The sequence below is a fragment of the Bradyrhizobium sp. B124 genome (genome assembly GCF_038967635.1).
In the GTDB taxonomy this organism is placed as follows: Bacteria; Pseudomonadota; Alphaproteobacteria; order Rhizobiales; family Xanthobacteraceae; genus Bradyrhizobium.
The window spans coordinates 8,153,354-8,172,367 of record NZ_CP152413.1 but is presented as its reverse complement, the minus strand read 5'-3'; the positions used below and the strand labels follow the sequence as shown (position 1 = coordinate 8,172,367).

Genomic DNA, 19,014 nt, shown 5'->3' with positions numbered 1-19,014 from the left:
TCGGAGCTGTTGCGCCGCGATGGATTTCTCACTGAGCCATATCAGTGCCATCATCCGATTCTTAGCCGTACCGATCCGAAGCGACCTGCGGTATGCATCGAGCCCCCCTCACCGATCGTCCCGCTCAACCTTGACTTTGCGTTTCGCGTGTCCCGCAGTTGCGGCGGTGGACCGACTGGCCACCCAAGCTAGCACTCGCCTGCACAGCGTTGACCACCGCTTCTACAATCGCGCTGGTTCATTTGCACTATCTGGACCGGCGCCGACGGCCCGTTGGACTCGTCATCGGCGATGGCGCGCCAGGCCGCGCCATCGAGATCGTCATACTGGCCACTCTTGAGCGACCACAGGAAGCCGAGCAGGCCGACGAAGCCGAGCGCAAGGGCGAGCGGAACCAGATAGACCAGGACTTCCATCAGACTGCCTCCCTCCTTCGCGCCCGCAGCGCATTGAGCATGACCAGCACGGACGAAGCTGACATCGCCGCGGCGGCAATCAGCGGCGTCGCCAGGCCGGCGATCGCGACGGGCACGGCCAGGACGTTGTAGACGACAGCGAGCCAGAGATTCTGCCGCATCAGAAGCAGCGCCCTGCGCGAGCCCTTGACGGCCGTCATCACGGGCCCGAGACGCTCACCGAGGAAGACCGCATCAGCGACCGCCTGGCTCATATGGGTCGCAGTGACAGGCGACATCGAGGCATGGGCCGCTGCGAGCGCGGGCGCGTCGTTCAAACCGTCACCGATCATCAACACCTTGTAGCTCCGGCTCGTCAGACTTTCGACCCGGGCGACCTTGTCCACCGGCGAGACGTTGGCGCGCCACTTATGAATGCCGAGCGTCTCGGCCGCCCGCCGGACTGCTGGCTCCCGATCCCCGGAAACGATCTCCACCATGATGCCGAGGCGTGCGAGGCCTGCGACGACCTCGGCTGCGTCTGGCCGCATCCGTTGCCGGACAGCAAAGACATGCTTGGCGTCACCGTGGCTGAACGCGACGACCGAGGCCTCAAGATCGCGACACAGGATCGCGTCGGCGAGGATGTCAGCACCGCAGAACGAGGGGCGGCCAAGCCGGATCGGCGCCCCCTCATGGTAACCTTGGACGCCTCGCCCCGGCTCCTCTTCGATATCGGCCAGCGGCTCGCTTGCGCCGGCAGCTCGCGCCACGGCGGCGGCGACCGGATGGCGGCTCGACAGCGCCAGCCGGCCCGCCAATTTGACGACATCGTCGGGAATGCTGGCGAGATTAGCGACATCGAGCTCAGGCAGCGTCAGCGTACCGGTCTTGTCGAAGATCACCCGGTCCACCTCGGCAATGCGCTCGATCGCATCCCCGGCATTGAGCAGCACGCCGGAACGAAACAGTGCGCCGGAGGCCACGGTCTGCACCGCAGGTATAGCCAGACCCAGCGCGCAAGGGCAGGTGATGATCAGGACCGCGATCGCCGTGACGACCGAATCATGGAACGTGGCGCCAGAGGCAAGCCAGCCCAGCATCGTCAGGAAGGCAGTTGCGTGCACGATCGGTGCATAGAGCCGCGACGCGCGCTCGGCGAGGCGCAGATAGCGCGAGCGAGCTTGCAGGGCATGATCAAGCAGCCTGGAAATCTCGGCAAGCAGTGTGTCGCCTGAAGCCCCCGCCGCGCGGACGCGCAGGGTGCCGGATCGTACCAATGTGCCGGCGAACACCGCGCTGCCAGGCGTCGCGATCGCCGGCAAGGTCTCGCCGGTAATGAGGCTTTGATCGACCTCGGAACGTCCCTCGATCACGTTGCCGTCGACGGTACAGCATTCGCCGGGCCGCAGCAGCACGATATCCCCCGGTTTGATCGCTGCTGCCGGAACGGTTCTGATCTCGGTCGGGCTTATGAACTTCGCGGCCGTCTCCGCCTTGAGTGCGGCAAGGTTGCTGGCGAAGGCGCGGGTACGCCGCCTCATGTTCTGGTCGAGATAGCGGCCTGCGAGCAGGAAGGCGATCAACATGATCGCTGCATCGAAATAGGTGTGCTCGGCATGACCGATAGTCTCGGTCAGCGAAGTCGCCAACGCAAGCAAGATGCCGATGCTGATCGGCACGTCCATATTGGCTCTGCGCGCCCGCAGCGCGGCAAAAGCCGAAGAGAAGAACGGTTGCGCGGAGTAAGCCGCGGCCGGCAGTACGATCAGCGCGGAGAGCCAGTGAAAGAAGTCGCGCTGCTCCGGCAGCATGTCCGAGACATTGCCGGACCATACCGGGATCGACAGCATCATCACATTCATCGCGGCAAACGCGGCAACGCCCAGCCGCCGCAACAAGCTCCGCGCCCGCTCCGCCTCCAGCGTCTCCGCATTATTCCGCTGGAAGGGATATGCCCTATAGCCTAATTCGGCGAGCCGCTTGACAAATAGGGCGGGATCGAGCGGTCCTGCCTTCCATTCGAGCGCCAACCGGTGATCGGTGAGGTTCACGCGTGCCGAGGTCACGTCCGGAATGCTCGACAGATTGCGCTCGATCTTGCTCATGCAGCTCGCGCAATTGATGCCCTCCACTGCGAGGTCGAGTTGGAGCAGGCCCGCGCCTGTCCTCTTCAGATAGTGAGAAAAATCGATGTCCGCGTGCATGTGCTTGTACTCTCAATTCAGGACGATGCGGTTTTTCGACAGAAACATGCGGCGGCCATCGGCGTCGCCCTCGATCACGAGATCCCACTGCCCGACAGCGACGCCCTCGGCGCTGCCGCGGTAGGTTCCAGCATGAGCCTCCGAGACATCAATCGTCCGATCGGCTCTACGGTCAACCGGTCGCTCGAGCCGGGCCACGAAACCCATTCCGGCAAGAGGCGCGCCCGCGCGGTCGCGCGCCTCGATCGCAAGCACAGCTCGGCCATCGGACTGCCGGTGGATATGTACCTGCACCTGCAAGTTTCGCTCGTTCTGCTGCCGTGCTGCGATGATCTCACGCTGATAGGCGAGGCTCGCGCTATAGGCGCTGTCGACCTCTGTCCCCGGCAGCGTCGTGATGGCAAAGCGCATCATTACCAGATTGGCGCCGATCACGACCGAAAAGAAGACGAGAATGACGATCAGGACGCAGCGTCCGGTGATGGGCCGCGCGCTTGGCGCTGATGCGGTCATGATGAGATCCCGTCTGTGGTCGTTAGGGGAGGACGAAATGATCTGTTGCGGAAGCGACCTCGCCGAGGCCAATATCGGTGACCCGAAACCTCACCGGCATCGACCGTTCCGACTTGTCGTCGACCGGCGCCGTCACCAGCACACGCAGTTCTGTCGTGGTATCGCGAGCCAAGACGATCATCGGTCGATCCACCGTCACCGAATCGAGGCCGACGACGTGGACGGACGCCTCAGGCGGCCCATCGATGTCGATCGCGACCACGCGATCGAAGCCGCGCTTGTTGAGCAAGCGCACGGTGTAACCGTTGCGAATCGAACCATCGCTGAGCTTGACCGCCACGGGATTGCGATCGTGCAGGACGCTGAGATCGAGCAGCGTTCTCGACAACAGCGCATAAAGCATCACCGCGCAGACGACCGCGATCAAGGAAGCATAGACGATCGTGCGCGGGCGTACCGGCTTGAAGAGCTCCGACTTGCCGTCCATCCGGCGCCGGATATTGATGTCGTTGTCGTAACCGATCAGGCGGGTTTTGCGCCCGACCTTCTTCATGACGGCATCGCAGGCGTCGATGCACAGCCCGCACTGGATGCAACCGAGCTGGGCGCCATTGCGGATATCGATCCCGGTCGGGCAGACAGCCGCGCATTGATTGCAATCGATGCAGTCTCCGACCCTTTCGCCGCGCGCGCGCAGATCGAATGATTTCTTCAATGAGCAGCGCTGCTCGCCGCGATCGTATTTATAAGTGACATTGAGCGCCCACTCGTCGGTGAGCGCGGCCTGAATGCGCGGCCACGGGCACATATAAACGCAAACCTGCTCGCGCATGTAACCGGCCAGCAGATAGGTCGAAGCCGTCAGAATCCCAATCCAGATATAGGCGATTGCAGGCGCCTGGAAGGTCGCCAGATCGCGCACCAATGTCTGCGCGTCGGCGAAGTAGAGCACCCAGGCGCCACCGGTCCACCAAGCGATCATCAACCAGATCGCGTGCTTCAGCACGCGCTTTGCCGCGCGCTCCATTGTCATTGGGCGTGCAGCGGCCCTCAGCCGCTCGCGACGGTCGCCCTCGATCCAACGCTCCACCGCATAGAACAGGTCGGTCCAGGCCGTCTGCGGACATAGATATCCGCACCAAATTCGCCCGCCCAGCGCGTTCATCAGGAACAGTGCCATGGCAGCGAGCACGAGCAACCCGGTGAAATAATAAAGCTCTTGCGGCCACAGCTCGATGAAGAAGAAGTAGAACCGCCGGTTCGGCAGATCGAGCAACACCGCCTGGTCCGGCGCGCCCAGGCCACGATGCCAACGCACGAACGGCAGCAGATAGTAGATGCCCAGACACACCACCATCAGCCGCCATTTGATCGTCCGGAAAGTGCCGCGGACACTCTGCGGATGGACTCTCTTATGCGCTACATAGAGGGGTCTGCCCTCCTCGGCCAGCAGATCACCCTGCGAAACGGTCTTGTTCATGGCGGACTTCATCGCCGACCTTGCATCTGGCGCAGATGAATGACGTTGACCCACGTCGACGGCTCCGCGGGCTTGGCGACCCTTCTTGCCTATTGTCCGCCACCGAGCGAGTGCACGTAGACAGCGAGTGCCTTGACGGTGATGGGATCGAGGCGCCCGCTCCAAGCCGGCATGACGCCGGCGCGGCCATAGCTGATGGTCTCGACCAGCGTCGCCTCGTCCGAGCCGTACAGCCAAATTCCGTCAGTCAGGTTCGGCGCGCCGAGTGCCTGATTGCCTTTGGCATTCTCGCCGTGGCAGACCGCACAATTCTCGGCAAAGATCCTTGTGCCGGCCGCAGCATCGAAATTGGCGGCCGTTGCCAAGCCTGACAGCGACCGCACGTAATTCGCTACCGTGACGATCTCACCGATCTTGAGGATGCCGTCGCGGCCGAAGGCCAGCATTTGTCCTTCATGCGCCTCGGCATGCCCGGAACGTGCGCCGAACTGGATGGTCTGCAGGATCTGGTCAAGCGATCCGCCCCACAACCAGTCATCGTCGTTGAGATTCGGATAGCCCTTGGCACCCGCGGCGCCGCTCCCATGGCATAGCGCGCAATTGTCCGCGAACACCGTCTTGCCACGGGCCCGGGCCAGTGCCAGCAGGGTGGGATCCTTCTCGATCTCGGACAGAGACGCCTTGCCAAGCACGGCCATCTTCTCGCCGCGCAGCTTCTCGAGACCGGCAAGGTCGTTGACGACGCTGGCGCGGGTCGAATAATGCAACGCGCCGGTTGTGTAGTTTGAGAGGAGCGGCCAGGCCGGATAAACGACCCAGTAGCCTATCGCCCAAAGGATCGTGGCGTAGAAGGCCAGAATCCACCAGCGCGGCAGCGGCGTGTTGAGCTCCCTTATACCATCCCATTCGTGCCCCGTCGTGGAACGGCCGGAGATGCGATCGATGTCGTTGTGCTCGGTCATGATCTGTCAATCCCGGCGCAACGGCAAGCGCGCCGCAGAGTCAAAACGCCTTTTGTTGCGAGGCCACAGCGCATAGACGACAATGGCGATGAAGGTGCCGACGAAGAGCGGCGTCCAGAGGGTCACGACGACGCTTGACGCCAGGTTCTCGATCGAAATGACGGCTTTCATCACAGATTCCTTCAACGCAGATTGGCTTTTTCGTCGTAGAGCTTGAAATCAATCAACGTGCCGAGCATCTGCAGATAGGCGATGAGCGCATCGAGTTCGGTCGGATTGCCAGCCTGCCCGTCGAAGTTGCGGACAGCCGCCTTCGGATAGCGCTTCTGGAACGACGCGACGTTCGCGTTGTCAGGATCGACCTGCGCCTTCAAGTCGCCGACGGCGTTCCTTATCTGGTCCTCGGTATAGGGGACGCCGACCGCCCGATTGGTGCGCAGATGTGCGACCATGTCAGTCAGGTCAACCTCCGTGCGCGCCAGCGATGGGTAGCCCGGCATCACCGATTGCGGCACGATGGCGCGCGGATTGATCAGATGCGTGACATGCCATTCATCGGAATATTTCGCGCCAACACGTGCAAGGTCCGGGCCGGTACGCTTCGATCCCCATTGAAACGGGTGATCATACATGCTTTCAGCGGCCAGCGAGTAATGTCCGTAGCGCTCGACCTCATCGCGCAACGGCCGGATCATCTGCGAATGACAGAGATAGCATCCCTCGCGTACGTAGATGTTGCGGCCGGCGAGCTCGAGCGGCGTATAGGGCCGCACGCCGTCCACCGCCTCGATCGTGCTCCTGAGGTAGAACAACGGCGTGATCTCGACCAGGCCACCGACCGCTATCACGACAAGGATGCCAGCGATCAAGATGATCGAGTTCTTCTCAAAGATCTTGTGTCGGTTCCAGAGGGACATGCGATAACCTATTCCGCGAGTTGGAGCGTTCCAGCGTCCCGGATTTGATCGGTTTGCTTTGCATTCACCGTCATCCAGAGATTGGCGGCCATGATCAGCGCGCCGATCAGGAACAGTGCGCCCCCCGCGGCACGAATAATGTAGAAGGGATGCATGGCTTCGACCGACTCGATGAAAGAGTACTCGAGGAAACCAAGGGAAGTGTAGGCGCGCCACATCAGCCCCTGCAGGATGCCAGACACCCACATCGCGGAGATGTAGAGCACGATCCCGATCGTGGCGATCCAGAAGTGCCAGTTGACGAGCTTGAGGCTGTACAGCTGGCGATCCCAAAGCCAGGGAATCAGACAATAGAGCGCGCCGAATGATACGAAGCCGACCCAGCCCAGCGCGCCGGAATGCACGTGGCCGACCGTCCAGTCGGTGTAATGACTGAGCGAATTGACGACCTTGATTGCCATTGTGGGGCCCTCAAATGTCGCCATGCCGTAAAAGGCGACCGAGACCACCAACATACGGAGCACCGGGTCTGTGCGCAGCTTGTCCCACGCACCCGAGAGCGTCATCAGGCCGTTGATCATGCCGCCCCATGAGGGCATCCACAGCATGATCGAGAACGTCATGCCCAGCGTCTGGGTCCAGTCCGGCAGCGCCGTGTAGTGTAAATGATGCGGTCCAGCCCAGATGTAGAGGAAGATCAGCGCCCAGAAGTGGATAATCGAGAGGCGGTAGGAATAGACGGGGCGTTCGGCTCTCTTCGGAATGAAGTAGTACATGATGGCGAGGAAGCCGGCGGTCAGGAAGAAGCCAACCGCATTGTGGCCGTACCACCACTGAAACATGGCATCCTGCACGCCGCCCCAGGCGATATAGGATTTCGAGCCGAATACCGAGACCGGCAATGCGGGATTGTTGCCAACGTGGAGCACCGCAATGGTGACGATAAAGGCCAGGTAGAACCAGTTGGCGACGAAGATATGCGGCTCCTTCCTTTTCATCAGCGTCGTCAGAAACACAATGAGATACGTGATCCAGACGATGGTGAGCCAGAGATCAGCGTACCACTCCGGCTCGGCGTATTCCTTGGACTGGGTGGCGCCGAAAAGATAACCGGTGCCCGCGATCAGAATGAAAAAGTTGTAGCCAACCACCACAAACCACGGCGCAAGATCGCCAGCGAGGCGGGTCCGGCAGGTCTTCTGCACCACGTAGAACGAGGTCGCGATAAGCACGTTTCCGCCGAACGCAAAGATCACAGCCGACGTGTGCAGCGGGCGGAGCCGGCCGAAGCTCGTCCAGGGCAGATCAAAATTCAGTGCGGGCCAAGCGAGCTGTGACGCGATGAGAAGACCGATGGAAAAGCCCGCGATGCCCCAGAACATCGCCAACACCGATGCGAATTTGATCGGACCGAGATTGTAGTTCGGCCAACCATTGATCTCCGCCGGCGGTAATAGCGCCGGCCGTTCATAGTAGCGATTGAGGATGACGGCTGCGGCGGCTAGACTGGCGGCGGACGCCAGCAATGCGTGGAATGTAAACGCAGAATCGTGCCCCATCGCCCCGGCGAAAAAGCAAACGTAGGCAGAAACAGCGAATACCGACATCAGGCCTGCTTCACCCATCGTCGTGGATTTCGAGGCAGTGGATGGGCTTGTCATGTCTTGGCCTTATTAGAAAGCGGGATGGCTCGGGACTCACATTTCCGGTGAGGGAACGGTTGAGCGCGATCAGTCGCGAAAGCGCTGCGGGAGCGCATCGATCTCGCGACCGAGCGCGAGCAAGGTTTGCTCGTTGGGGCAGTCTTTCAGGGGACTTGCAAACTTCTGTCTTTCGACGGCGGCGGCGCAGCGGGTCTTGGCCCGACACAGGCCGCACACCCGCTGCAGATCGCGCAATACGTCACCATGGCGGGCGGCAAGCGCATTCTCGGAAAACCCCGCAAGTGCGAGGCGCTTGTTCAAGAGTTCAGGTGAGCCTGGACTTTGCGCCATCGTTCGAAAAGCGGACGTGGACAAATTGAGCTCACGAGCGATCGCATCGACGTCTTGCGGGCTCAAGCAAGCCAGTTCGGATGTCCGAGACAGGCTCGCTCGCAACCGACCAAACAGATTCCTAAGCCGCCAAGGAAACCACCAAGGACCCCCGATATGTGCAGATGAGCTAACCATGTGTCATATTCCTCGAGGCAGCCTTAGCTGCCGGAGGCAGATTTGTTTTTGACTGCATCAAACAAGACCAGTTTGTGAGATCAAATCGTTTGATCCGGATCCGTCTTCCGGACCGACGCTCGGCGGAGCGCCGCGGCGAGGCAGCTGAACGACCGGCAAAAGTCCGGCAAGGTCTGCTTGGTGCCGCGAACAACAGGGCGCCTGCTGAATTGGTGACGGCATCGCAAAGCTTCTCTCTCGAATCAACGCTCGCAATAATGTTTTTGCGATCGCATTTGAACTCGCAGATTGAGTGCCTCATGAAATGCGCGGACCTCTGGCTAGCCGAACTTTGGCTAGCCACCCCATGCCGGCGGCAGTGCAGGCGGGGTTCGAAGCTCCATCGCATCGGCGAAGATGGTCCAATCGCGGACACCCCTTTGCTTGCAGAAGTCGGTCTCCGCCTGCTGTGCAGCAGCACTCAGCGAGGCGGCATCAACCTTGAACGCTGCCTGGCAGGCACGATGCTCGTGGCCGGTATCGTCGCAAACGGTCTTAATGAAGCGAACGTTAAATGAAGGCATGAACACCCTCTTCTTGTGGGTTGGCTTAGCCATGCCTATTCTGCCATTTGCGCCGGAAAAGTATTTGATTTGCCTCAAGCCGCATCGCAAAGAGATTGTCTTTCGTCAAGACCCACGTCGAGGCTTGGGCAGCGCGACGAAAGCGTTCTTATTCTTCTACAGAATTCGCAATCGCTAGCTTGACGTGGCTCCGTAACAGCGACTTCTGCTCTGTTCATGCGTTCGACCGATTAGTTTGAGACGCTGATCCGGGAATTTCTCGTCGATACGGTCGAGAGCGGCGGCGTGGACCGTCACGTCTGAGATACCGATTGTTGACCTCCATCGACCCCATATTCAATCGCCGGCAATCGCGAATCTTGCAGGCGATGCTTAGCGTTCTCAGGAGGCATTTCCGCAAACTCCGACCAATTGGGCAATCACCGGGCAGAGCCTCTTCTGGCGAGCGCCGGACGGCGGGGGCACTATCGGCGGCGAGACCTGCGCGCCGCGATCGTGAGCAATGAGGCGAGCCGCCCCCATCCCACTTCTGACGGTCCACCCTGCCGCCGCGACCGCAAAGCCGATGATCAGGCTGGTCGCAGCCAAAGCTTCGATAATCCCAAGGTTCAGGACCTCAGCGCCGGGGCCTATGGCCGCGATCAGCGCCGAAGGCCACCGACAATGCGAGGCGAGCAATCAATTTATCATCTCCTTCGTGGCTCTTGCAGCATATTGACACATGTTGTCATGGCCCGACGCGCGTGCGGTGCCTTCAACATTGACACAATCGCGCGTCCGGCATTTTGATTTCCATCGACCCGACTGCTCGCGGGCCTGTCGCGGACCAAGGCGCGCGCTGGCGAATCATCCGCGTTCGAACATGTTGCCCGCAAGTTCCCAGTCCCGCTCGCAGGGGCCCCTGGCTATCCGAAGCACTAGACACGCATCTGCTTCTTGACCTGCATCAATATGTCAGCGGCGGGCTACCGATAGAAACGGCCTTCCAGTCAAGGTCAGACACATGGCAGACAGAAAGACTTGGCGCCCCATCATCTTTTCGTGTCCAAGTACCGGCGACCGGGTTCAAGGACTGCTGCCGGATGACGCAACCGAGCTGAGCGTCAACGACCTGCACCCGATAACCTGCGCCGCTTGCGATGGTGTCCACTTCATCGACCTGCGGACTGGCGCGATGCTCGGCGCCGAGCGTAGTTAGGCCGACCCAAATGACATCAAGCGAATGCGGGATCGTCCCGTTCTCGCTTGAAGACGCTTCTGGGCTCGCAAGGGCGTGGTCGCCCCCATCAACACTCAACGCCTCACGATGACGCCGTGGGACGAGGAGATTTTCCCAACGACGAAGGATGTTCGACATGACAGGCCACGGCGAAACCTACCCCGCCGCGGGCACCGTTGCGGGAACCGCAGTCCAGTCTAGATGCTTGAGGAAGCCGATCAAGATTAACCGGCCCTGCTTGAGCAGGTCCGGATCGATCCGACCAAAGCCCGGGAGTTGCTTTGCAGTGTTAGCCCTCATATTTCGGTTGGCGATCGGATCATCTCGCAGCACGATGGCTGCGACGGCGCCACGGCCGAGGGGACCGCGGCGGCGACTGACGCGATCGAGACCACGCGCCCCTTGGGCGATATTGCGCTGCCCCTGCTCGCGCGACGGACAAGTGATGTGGTCCGTATTGTTCGGAAGGATGCTTGAATATGTCAGTCCGCGGCGATGAACTCCGTCCGGGATCTATTGGCAACGTGACTTGGGAACGGGTCGAAACGGCGCCCTTTGATTGGGACCTGGAGATTGCCGTAATCGAAGGTAATGCCATTCACCGGCTCGTCTTCCCTTGCCGCCGAATCTTCGGCGGCTGGGTCAAGGCCAAGACCGGAGAACACGTTGCCGTGCAGCCCACGCACTGGCGCATCTGGCCCAAATAGCGGCGGCCATACATCGACGTAAATTGGGACGCGTCTGCGTCCCGTAGCCGCCCGCGGCCCAACGATGTAAAGTCGATCGAATGAGAGGGCCTGCCCGGAAATATGTCCGATCGCAACTGGTACCGCTATGGCACTGCCGCGGCAGCCGCCGCGCTGGCCCTCGTACTGCGAGCAGCGCTAGATCCGTATCTCGAGGGCCGCGCGTTCACGATCATCTACCTTCCAGCCGTCGTTTTTGCCGCTTTTGCCGGCGGCCGCGGACCGGCGAGTTTTACTACCCTGCTCTGCCTGATCATCGGCGCAGCCTTTCTTGGGAAAGGCCTCATCACCGCTTCCGCAAACATGATCGATATCGCCGGATTCGCGGTCCTTGGTCCCATGCTTGGCTTCATGGGCGATCGGCTGCGGCAGGAATCGGAACAGGCGCGGTATCGGCAAGCCCATTTGCAGTCGATCCTGGACACCGTCCCGGAAGCGATGATCGTGATTGACGAGAAGGGCATCGTTCGCTCGTTCAGCGTCGCGGCAGAGCGTTTGTTCGGCTGGTCGCCGGACGAAGTCGTCGGAAAGAATGTATCCAAGTTGATGCCGCAGCCCTATCGCACCGAGCACGACCGCTACATGGATCGTTATCGGACCACTGACGAGCGGCGCATCATCGGCATCGGCCGCATCGTGGTCGGCGAGCGGAGCGACGGCTCGACCTTTCCGATGGAACTTGCCGTAGGTGAGGCCAAAGTGCGCGAGGAACGCTTCTTCACTGGCTTCATCCGAGACCTCACCGAACGCCGGGCGCAGGAACGGCGGCTGCAAGAGCTGCAATCTGAACTCGTGCACGTGTCGCGGCTGACCGCCATGGGTGAAATGGCATCGTCTATCGCCCATGAAATCAACCAGCCGCTCTCCGCCATTACAAACTACATGCGGGGCGCAAAGGTTGCGTTGGCGTCAGACAAGCCGGACGTCAAGCGCATTGGTGATGCACTGGAACACGCCGCCCAACAGGCTCTGCGCGCGGGCGATATCGTCAAACGCCTGCGGGAATTCGTTGCCAAAGGCGAGACGCAGCATTCTGTGGAGAACCCGATCATGCTTCTTGAGGAGGCTGTTGCGCTGGCACTTCTCGGCGCCAAGGAACAAGGCGTGCGCGTGGCGATCCGCAGCGACCCCGATCTACCGTCAATGATCGTCGACAAGATCCAGATCCAGCAAGTCGCGCTGAACCTGATACGCAACGCAATCGAGGCGATGGCGTCCTGCCCGCGCCGCGAATTGACCGTCGGAGTTACCAAGGTCGATGGCCTCGCCAGGTTTACCGTTGCCGATACGGGCCCCGGCATCAGCCCCGATATCGCCGACCGCCTGTTCCAGCCCTTTGTCACGACGAAAGAGCATGGCATGGGTGGGACTGTCAATCTGCCGGACGATCATCGAATCCCATGGCGGCCACATCGTCGCGGAAGCGAAGCCCGGCGGCGGCACGATTTTTCAGTTCACCCTGCCATTTGCGGAGATTGGTGAAGAGGCATGACTGGGCGGCGCATTCTTGTGATCGACGATGACGCCGCGATGCGCGACTCGCTCGCGTTTTTGCTTGATGTCAACGGTTTCTGCGTAGCGACGTATGAGACGGCGATTGAGTTCCTCGATGAGGTCGCAATCGGTCCGGCCGACTGCAATGTATCAGACATCCGCATGCCGGGCATGAGCTGCCTCGAACTGCTCCGCAAGCTGAAGGCCGACCGCGTCGGCTGCCCCGTCGTCCTGATCACCGGCCATGGCGACGTATCGCTCGCAGTTGAAGCGATGAAAGCGGGTGCGGTCGATTTCATCGAGAAGCCGTTCCAGGACGAGGGTCTATTGCGTGCCATCAATAGTGCCTTGGAAGCGCAGCCCGCGAAGGTAGCCGATGACGCAGCGAAAAGGCAGGCGGAAGCCCGTCTCGCGGAGCTCTCGTCGCGCGAGCGTGACGTTCTTCAGGGACTATTAGCCGGCAAGATCAACAAGGTGATCGCCCATGATCTTGGCATCAGCGCCCGGACAGTCGATGTTTACCGCGCGAACCTCATGGCCAAGACCAATGTCCGCAGCATGTCCGAGTTGATGCGGATCGCGATCACCGCGGGGCTCTAGCAGCATCGGCAAGCGGCACGATATGGCTTATTCAAGGTGCGTGGATGAGGCGATGAACGGTGGTTCCGGGAGCAACGCTCCGCGCCGGGCTGGCGGTGTTGTTGGTGGCGGTCGCTTAGACGAATTCGTCGATGGTGCGGCAGATCCGCGCACAGCTGTCGCGCTGACGTCCATCTGCCCCGATTTGCGCGACGACGTCGGCGAGCGCATCGATACCGATGGCAGCAAGAGAGGCCCTCAAGAGCACCTACTCGACGCGATGGGCGCGTTCGAGCGCAGGATTGTTCTCATCAATTCCGGCAAGCGCCGATCTCGGACACAAGGACCGATTTACCTAATGGTTGAGGACATCATGATCCGAAACGATGCCGACGCGACTGCTTGTGTCATCCATCGCCGGCGAGTCGCGCTGGTTGAATTTCCAGCGTCAGTTTGAGAAGATCGAGCACTGGCGCATCCCCCTTGACCGCGGCGAACGAGCCGTTCATCACCTTGGCTGCCGGCTTGTCGTTCCTCGCGTTCAGTAAACACCTGTTTGCCACAAGATGAATGTCGACCGGCGATGGCGAGGAATGGACGGCATCCAGGATGTCTTCTCGGCCACGATCGCCGCACTGGTATCTGCGATGGAATGGTTGTGCCGAATCCTGCAGCACTACGACTGGCATTACCGATGCAACACACGTCATGCTGGTTCCTCGCCGCTTGACTTGGCATCGCACCGTCACGCAAACTCCTCCGTGGCCGGTTTGATCGCACTCAAACAAAATCAACGACGGCATTTGAAGGAGATCAATTGCCCAGCCCAGATTTGTGCTCCGGTGGGCAGCAGGCCTTTCATGCCCGGAGAACGGCAATGTTCGGGACCATATTGGTCCATCTTCCCACGGAGCTTCCGGTGCGGGCTACGGTGAACGGTGCGATTTCCTTCGCACTGAGCACGGGCGCGCATCTTGACGTGGTGGCGATCGGCTACGAGAGGACCATTCTTCCGCTCATTGGGCTCAGCGGGACGGCAGTCACCTCGGTCTTCGAAGTCGAGCAGGCGCGTGCGTTCGAGCGAGCCGAAGCGGTACTTCATGTCTTTGATCTGCAAGCAAGGAACGCAGGCATCTCCTACACGAGCCGCCCGCTGAGTGCGGTTCCTGCCGAGGCGCGCCGAATCATCTGCGCGAGCGCGCGGGTCCACGACATGACCATCGTCACACAGCCTCAGAGCGGCTATGACAGCTACGATAACGCCATTCCCAGGAAGATCCTTTTCCAGGCCGGCAGGCCCGTCCTGTACCTGCCATACACCTTTCACGGGGCTTTTTCGACCAGACGAATCGGGATTTGTTGGGACGGCAGCCGCCGTGCGGCCCGTGCATTGCACGACGCGATGCCACTGCTGCGCAAAGCCGACGCGCTCACCATCATCGCGATCACCGCTCCGGACAGGGTGCGGGCAGAAAGTTCCACCGACCATTTGGGACAGTACCTTGCAAGGTCAGGGCTTGCTGCAAAGGTCGTGTCGCTCCCAGCATCCTGGTCCGCGCAGCGCGCCCTCCTTTCGCTTGCAGCGGAGGAAAGCCTCGACCTGCTAGTGATGAGCGGATACGGCCACTGTCGGCTGCAGGAAAGGTTGCTCCGCCGCATCTCGGGGGACATGCTTCGGGCAATCACCATCCCGGTTCTGATGTCGCATTGAAAGCAAGAATTGTACGGACGACATGCCGTCAGATTCGGGATGCGGTCTGAACGCCGTCGCGATCGGCGCAATGGCGACGCCAGCCGATCAGCAACAGGACCGCCGCCTCGCGGACAGTCTCTTTACCGACCAACCGGCGATGCCCGAGTTCAGCTTCAGGCCAGGCCAGGTCGCGATTTCCTCCGGCTTCTGAAATCCTGGAGAGCAAGCCCGGCTGTTGAGCCAGGTCAACATGTCGCGCAAGCCGAGTTCTATGATCCACTCTCCCAATCAGCTCCCACAAGCGCGGATCAGATCATGACCAAGCACGTCGTCCGAATCGCCCCGCGCAAATCGATCCGGGATGCTGCCAATGTCTGCTGCCACCAGCATGCAGCCTCCGATCCGAAGCGGCTTAGCCTGCTTTAAGCGTGTTTGCGCAACCAAGGGGCCGCGCCGCACTCATTCAAGACGCCCTCCTCACAGGACTTACGTGTAAATACTTAGGGGTTTTTACTTAGGGGAAACATCCAAGTTTCCCGGTTCGTTACGAGCGGCCAATCTGCGTACCATCGACGTTCGCAATTGAGTTCGCCATGTGCGCCCAGGCCACCAGTTTTCACGAGATCAGCCGTCATCCGACTAACGTCGTGCGTGGGAAAGCTTGTAGCCATGGACCGTTTGGTATGGTTGCCACACCGATGCGCTTCACTCTCAACAGCGAGATCTACGGCGAGAACGAGGCAGCGGAATACCTATATCAGGTGGTGTCGGGTGCGGTACGGACCTACAAGATTCTGCACGATGGACGTCGTCAGATCGGTGCTTTCTACCTGCCTGGTGACATCTTCGGCTTCGAGGCCGGAGAAGGCCATATCTCTTCGGCCGAGGCGATCTGTGAGACGCACCTGCTAATGGTGCAGCGCACCGCCCTCATTGTTCGCGCCAGTCACGAGAGGGAACTCACGCGACAGCTGTGGGAGGCGATGGCGCTTGAGCTCCATCGTCTCCAGGAACATCTGACGCTCTTGATCAGCAGCGCTGAAGAACGGGTCGTGACTTTCTTGCTCGATATGTCTCGTCGCGCGACGAACAACGGTGCCATCGAACTCCCGATGTCACGGCGGGATGTTGCCGATTACCTTGGTTTGACGATCGAAACGGTGTCGCGCACCTTTAAACAGCTTGAGCAGAATGGCGTGATCGCCCTGCAGACCTTACGCCGAGTCGAGTTGCGTCACCATAGATTGCCCAGCTGTTTTTTGCAGAACCTGGGCTAAGTTGATTTGCGCAAGTGCAAGCACCGCTGTGAAATACGCTACTTCTGTGCGCCGAACAGCATTGCTGCGAGTGAACGACAACGAAATTCGGCGATCTAGCACGAATGGAAGAATCACATCTAAAATTCGATTGTTCCTCCATGGAGCACGGCAATGATCATCGATTCTTTGCTTCGAGAGCATCGCAACATTGATCTGCTTCTGGTCGCCCTCCAACGTGAATTGGAGATCTTTGAGCAGGGGATCCGTCCTGACTACGAGGTCATTCGCGCGATCATCAGCTACTTCGAGGTTTACCCGGAGGTGTACCATCATCCCCAGGAAGACTTGATCTTTTCCAAGCTCAAGACCCGCGACCCGAATGCGGCTGCACTCGTTGGCGATCTCGCGCATGAACACCAGGAAGTCGTTGACCGTTTGCACCGATTCGCTCACGCTATTGATGGCGTCCTCGCGGATCGCGAAATCCTTCGGCAAGACGTCGGCAACATCGTACGCGACTTTATAGTATGCGAGCGCCACCATATAATGTGGGAAGAACGAGATTTCTTCCCCGCCGCCCTTAAGGCTCTATCGGCTCAGGATTGGATCGAAATCGCTTCCGCCGTCACCGATCATGGGGATCCGCTATTCAGCGAGACAGCGGAAGCGACATCCGATGTGCTGAGAGCGCACATTCTAGAATTGGAGCAAGAAGCTGAAGCCGAACGGGGCTCGGTCGCATGTTTGTCCGCAATGGCGGCAACCCGCTAAATGGCACCGAGACGGATGGCCGTATTGATCCCAGGCGTGTCATGAGAAGAATCCGCTTATGCTCATCGTGTTGAAATGAAGGTGGCGATGCTCGCCCGGCGCACGCTGCCTGCACGGCCAAGACGGCTTCTGCGCTCGATGATCGCCGCCTTCGGCCACCGGTCGCGTACGGCATGGCCGAACCTCTCCGCAGCTCAGGAGCCGGCAGGTTCTATAATGTGACCGTCCGCACACAGTTGGCAGTATGGCTCGGCCTACGCCGCATTGATATCGCGCGAAACCGGTGCATCGCACGTCCGCTGACCGATAAGGACGGACAATTGCGGCCGCGCGGAGCCCGGCGCGTGACCGCTTCATCGCGGTCCAAAGTGCGATGTATACGCCGCGGGCATGCTCTACCAGTTTCGATTACAGAGTCACCATGGCCATCAGCAACGCGGATATTTTGAGCCAGCGCAAAGCTTATATGCCGCGTGTCCGGTAATCGGTCGAGCGAGGAAGAAAGGCAAGGCATCCGAATGCGACCGGACTTGGCACAATCCTACGGGCAGCACCGGCTGCCGCGCTATACCAGCTATCCGACCGCCCCGCATTTCTCAGCGTCAGTTTGCGAATCCGACTACCAAACGTGGCTCAGGTCGTTGGGCGCCCGGCAATCCGCCTCAATCTACGTGCACGTGCCATTTTGTCGAAACATGTGCTTGTGTTGTGGCTGCCACACATCTGTCACGACACGCCACGAGCCGATCGCGATCTATGTAGCGGGACTGCGCACTGAAGCCTACCTTGTCGCAGAAACCGTCGGTCAACGACAGCCGATCTCTCACATTCACTTCGGGGGCGGCACCCCGACGATCATGACGCCCGAAACGTTTGCTGATCTGGTCGGTTCGTTGCGCTATTGCTTCGCTGTCCTGCCTGATGCCGAGATCGCCGTAGAGATCGATCCACGCATGTTGAGCGAGCCGATGGCCGAGGCGCTAGGCTATTGCGGGGTTAACCGGGCGAGCCTTGGTGTCCAGAGCTTCGATCCAGTTGTTCAGTGGACCATCAATCGTGTGCAGAGCTTCGCAGAGACTGCGACTTCGGTCGATCGGTTGCGCCGCGCCGGCGTCGGCCGGATCAGTTTCGACCTGCTCTATGGCCTGCCCCAGCAGACGGTTTCTTCGTGCCTGGACACCGTCGCCAAATGCCTCGAGCTGCATCCGGACCGGTTTTCGGCCTATGGCTACGCGCACATTCCTTCCCTCAAGAAGCATCAACGCAAGATCGATGAATCCACTCTGCCCGACAGTGTCGAGCGGCACCTCCAATCCGAAACGATCGCGGAAGCTTTGGTTGATGCTGGATACGTACGCGTCGGCATCGATCACTTCGCCCTGCCGGACGACAATCTCGCCCAGGCAAGGCAGGAAGGCAGGTTGAGGCGCAATTTCCAGGGCTATACTGACGATTGCGCTGAAGCCCTCATTGGTCTGGGCGCCAGCGCCATCGGCCGCATGGAACAGGGGTTTGTCGCGAACGCTGTCTCGACAAAGGACTACCTCGCACGCATCACCGAGGATCGGCTCGCCACCGCGAAGGGCTATTTACTGACGGGCGACGATCGCTTCCGCGCCGAGATCATCGAGCGAATCATGTGCGACATGGCAGTCGATCTCTCCGAGATCTCCCGTCGTCACGGCAGGGATCCGAGGTTGGCCGTCGTCGATCATGCCCGGTTCGACAGCCTTATCGCAGATGGCGTCATGGTCATTGACGATGGTCGGCTTTCCGTAGCCGATGGCGCAGAGTTCCTGGTCCGGAGCGTCGCAGCGGCGTTCGACGCTCACCTTCCTCGGTCCCGGGCTACGCACAGTCGCGCGGTCTAAACCGACCAAGCCGAACCTAACCGGTTTCGGAATCCGAAATCGGCATCACCGAACCGGCCTATGCTTCGGGTTGGCACCAATCGCACGACTGAAGAGCATGTAGATCGGCATCCCGCTCCGGGTTTGCTCTGCAAGCGTCGTCGTCACACCCTCTCCATCTGCAGCACAAATATC

19 protein-coding genes and 1 pseudogene are annotated in these 19,014 nt (G+C 60.2%); 9 read left to right on the top strand and 11 right to left on the bottom strand.

Features of this window, described 5'->3' with window-relative positions:
- Positions 1 to 278: 278 nt before the first annotated feature.
- From ccoS to AAFG13_RS38385, 11 genes and pseudogenes are all read right to left on the bottom strand, one after another.
- Positions 279 to 416: pseudogene (gene ccoS, locus AAFG13_RS38435) on the bottom strand (cbb3-type cytochrome oxidase assembly protein CcoS); the annotation flags it as partial.
- On the bottom strand, positions 416 to 2,602 hold the full coding sequence (locus AAFG13_RS38430; protein WP_342710182.1) for a heavy metal translocating P-type ATPase: 2,187 nt from the start codon (positions 2,600 to 2,602) through the stop codon (positions 416 to 418). The pseudogene ccoS and the gene AAFG13_RS38430, both read right to left, overlap by 1 nt.
- Positions 2,603 to 2,614: 12 nt before the next feature.
- Entirely contained in the window at positions 2,615 to 3,115 is a 501-nt protein-coding gene (locus tag AAFG13_RS38425) for a FixH family protein (protein ID WP_342713501.1), read from the bottom strand.
- Between the two features lie 22 nt (positions 3,116 to 3,137).
- On the bottom strand, positions 3,138 to 4,595 hold the full coding sequence (ccoG, locus tag AAFG13_RS38420) for a cytochrome c oxidase accessory protein CcoG (protein WP_342710181.1): 1,458 nt from the start codon (positions 4,593 to 4,595) through the stop codon (positions 3,138 to 3,140).
- A gap of 89 nt (positions 4,596 to 4,684) precedes the next feature.
- A complete protein-coding gene (gene ccoP / locus AAFG13_RS38415; protein WP_342710180.1) occupies positions 4,685 to 5,557 on the bottom strand; it encodes a cytochrome-c oxidase, cbb3-type subunit III in 873 nt (290 codons plus the stop codon).
- Positions 5,558 to 5,563: 6 nt separating this feature from the next.
- On the bottom strand, positions 5,564 to 5,728 hold the full coding sequence (locus AAFG13_RS38410) for a cbb3-type cytochrome c oxidase subunit 3 (protein WP_342710179.1): 165 nt from the start codon (positions 5,726 to 5,728) through the stop codon (positions 5,564 to 5,566).
- Positions 5,729 to 5,739: 11 nt separating this feature from the next.
- Complete coding sequence (ccoO, locus tag AAFG13_RS38405) at positions 5,740 to 6,474, bottom strand: cytochrome-c oxidase, cbb3-type subunit II (RefSeq protein ID WP_342710178.1); 735 nt, start codon at positions 6,472 to 6,474, stop codon at positions 5,740 to 5,742.
- Positions 6,475 to 6,482: 8 nt separating this feature from the next.
- Complete coding sequence (gene ccoN, locus AAFG13_RS38400; RefSeq protein ID WP_342710177.1) at positions 6,483 to 8,135, bottom strand: cytochrome-c oxidase, cbb3-type subunit I; 1,653 nt, start codon at positions 8,133 to 8,135, stop codon at positions 6,483 to 6,485.
- Positions 8,136 to 8,204: 69 nt separating this feature from the next.
- Positions 8,205 to 8,534, bottom strand: a complete 330-nt coding sequence (locus tag AAFG13_RS38395; RefSeq protein WP_342710176.1) for a hypothetical protein — start codon at positions 8,532 to 8,534, stop codon at positions 8,205 to 8,207.
- Positions 8,535 to 8,980: 446 nt separating this feature from the next.
- Positions 8,981 to 9,241, bottom strand: a complete 261-nt coding sequence (locus tag AAFG13_RS38390) for a hypothetical protein (protein WP_342710175.1) — start codon at positions 9,239 to 9,241, stop codon at positions 8,981 to 8,983.
- A 913-nt stretch (positions 9,242 to 10,154) separates the two neighbouring features.
- The gene (locus AAFG13_RS38385) at positions 10,155 to 10,565 is read right to left on the bottom strand and encodes a hypothetical protein (protein WP_342710174.1); all 411 of its coding nucleotides are present in this window, start codon (positions 10,563 to 10,565) and stop codon (positions 10,155 to 10,157) included.
- 341 nt (positions 10,566 to 10,906) lie between these two features.
- Between AAFG13_RS38385 and AAFG13_RS38380 the strand changes: the two genes are divergently transcribed.
- The 9 genes from AAFG13_RS38380 to hemN all read left to right on the top strand — a co-directional run bounded on the left by AAFG13_RS38380 (position 10,907) and on the right by hemN (position 18,840).
- The gene (locus AAFG13_RS38380; RefSeq protein ID WP_342710172.1) at positions 10,907 to 11,134 is read left to right on the top strand and encodes a hypothetical protein; all 228 of its coding nucleotides are present in this window, start codon (positions 10,907 to 10,909) and stop codon (positions 11,132 to 11,134) included.
- 102 nt (positions 11,135 to 11,236) lie between these two features.
- Positions 11,237 to 12,655: a PAS domain S-box protein gene (locus AAFG13_RS38375; RefSeq protein ID WP_342710170.1), complete on the top strand. Its 1,419-nt coding sequence runs from the start codon at positions 11,237 to 11,239 to the stop codon at positions 12,653 to 12,655.
- Between the two features lie 6 nt (positions 12,656 to 12,661).
- The gene (gene fixJ, locus AAFG13_RS38370; RefSeq protein ID WP_342710169.1) at positions 12,662 to 13,267 is read left to right on the top strand and encodes a response regulator FixJ; all 606 of its coding nucleotides are present in this window, start codon (positions 12,662 to 12,664) and stop codon (positions 13,265 to 13,267) included.
- A 52-nt stretch (positions 13,268 to 13,319) separates the two neighbouring features.
- Positions 13,320 to 13,703 carry a hypothetical protein gene (locus tag AAFG13_RS38365; protein WP_342710168.1) on the top strand — a complete coding sequence of 128 codons (384 nt, stop codon included), beginning with the start codon at positions 13,320 to 13,322 and terminating at the stop codon, positions 13,701 to 13,703.
- 420 nt (positions 13,704 to 14,123) lie between these two features.
- Entirely contained in the window at positions 14,124 to 14,957 is an 834-nt protein-coding gene (locus AAFG13_RS38360) for a universal stress protein (RefSeq protein ID WP_342710167.1), read from the top strand.
- A gap of 70 nt (positions 14,958 to 15,027) precedes the next feature.
- Positions 15,028 to 15,150: a hypothetical protein gene (locus AAFG13_RS38355; protein WP_342710166.1), complete on the top strand. Its 123-nt coding sequence runs from the start codon at positions 15,028 to 15,030 to the stop codon at positions 15,148 to 15,150.
- 382 nt (positions 15,151 to 15,532) lie between these two features.
- Positions 15,533 to 16,216: a helix-turn-helix domain-containing protein gene (locus tag AAFG13_RS38350; protein WP_342710165.1), complete on the top strand. Its 684-nt coding sequence runs from the start codon at positions 15,533 to 15,535 to the stop codon at positions 16,214 to 16,216.
- A gap of 153 nt (positions 16,217 to 16,369) precedes the next feature.
- Complete coding sequence (locus AAFG13_RS38345) at positions 16,370 to 16,969, top strand: hemerythrin domain-containing protein (RefSeq protein WP_342710164.1); 600 nt, start codon at positions 16,370 to 16,372, stop codon at positions 16,967 to 16,969.
- A gap of 518 nt (positions 16,970 to 17,487) precedes the next feature.
- Positions 17,488 to 18,840: an oxygen-independent coproporphyrinogen III oxidase gene (gene hemN, locus AAFG13_RS38340; RefSeq protein WP_342710163.1), complete on the top strand. Its 1,353-nt coding sequence runs from the start codon at positions 17,488 to 17,490 to the stop codon at positions 18,838 to 18,840.
- Positions 18,841 to 19,014: the final 174 nt, after the last annotated feature.

Coding starts and splice junctions, on each gene's coding strand:
- AAFG13_RS38430 (WP_342710182.1), bottom strand. CDS start 2,602: ATGCACGCGGACATCGATTTTTCTCACTATCTGAAGAGGACAGGCGCG.
- AAFG13_RS38425 (WP_342713501.1), bottom strand. CDS start 3,115: ATGACCGCATCAGCGCCAAGCGCGCGGCCCATCACCGGACGCTGCGTC.
- ccoG (WP_342710181.1), bottom strand. CDS start 4,595: ATGAACAAGACCGTTTCGCAGGGTGATCTGCTGGCCGAGGAGGGCAGA.
- ccoP (WP_342710180.1), bottom strand. CDS start 5,557: ATGACCGAGCACAACGACATCGATCGCATCTCCGGCCGTTCCACGACG.
- AAFG13_RS38410 (WP_342710179.1), bottom strand. CDS start 5,728: ATGAAAGCCGTCATTTCGATCGAGAACCTGGCGTCAAGCGTCGTCGTG.
- ccoO (WP_342710178.1), bottom strand. CDS start 6,474: ATGTCCCTCTGGAACCGACACAAGATCTTTGAGAAGAACTCGATCATC.
- ccoN (WP_342710177.1), bottom strand. CDS start 8,135: ATGACAAGCCCATCCACTGCCTCGAAATCCACGACGATGGGTGAAGCA.
- AAFG13_RS38390 (WP_342710175.1), bottom strand. CDS start 9,241: ATGGCTAAGCCAACCCACAAGAAGAGGGTGTTCATGCCTTCATTTAAC.
- AAFG13_RS38385 (WP_342710174.1), bottom strand. CDS start 10,565: ATGTCGAACATCCTTCGTCGTTGGGAAAATCTCCTCGTCCCACGGCGT.
- AAFG13_RS38380 (WP_342710172.1), top strand. CDS start 10,907: ATGTCAGTCCGCGGCGATGAACTCCGTCCGGGATCTATTGGCAACGTG.
- AAFG13_RS38375 (WP_342710170.1), top strand. CDS start 11,237: ATGTCCGATCGCAACTGGTACCGCTATGGCACTGCCGCGGCAGCCGCC.
- fixJ (WP_342710169.1), top strand. CDS start 12,662: ATGACTGGGCGGCGCATTCTTGTGATCGACGATGACGCCGCGATGCGC.
- AAFG13_RS38365 (WP_342710168.1), top strand. CDS start 13,320: ATGAACGGTGGTTCCGGGAGCAACGCTCCGCGCCGGGCTGGCGGTGTT.
- AAFG13_RS38360 (WP_342710167.1), top strand. CDS start 14,124: ATGTTCGGGACCATATTGGTCCATCTTCCCACGGAGCTTCCGGTGCGG.
- AAFG13_RS38355 (WP_342710166.1), top strand. CDS start 15,028: ATGGCGACGCCAGCCGATCAGCAACAGGACCGCCGCCTCGCGGACAGT.
- AAFG13_RS38350 (WP_342710165.1), top strand. CDS start 15,533: ATGTGCGCCCAGGCCACCAGTTTTCACGAGATCAGCCGTCATCCGACT.
- AAFG13_RS38345 (WP_342710164.1), top strand. CDS start 16,370: ATGATCATCGATTCTTTGCTTCGAGAGCATCGCAACATTGATCTGCTT.
- hemN (WP_342710163.1), top strand. CDS start 17,488: ATGCGACCGGACTTGGCACAATCCTACGGGCAGCACCGGCTGCCGCGC.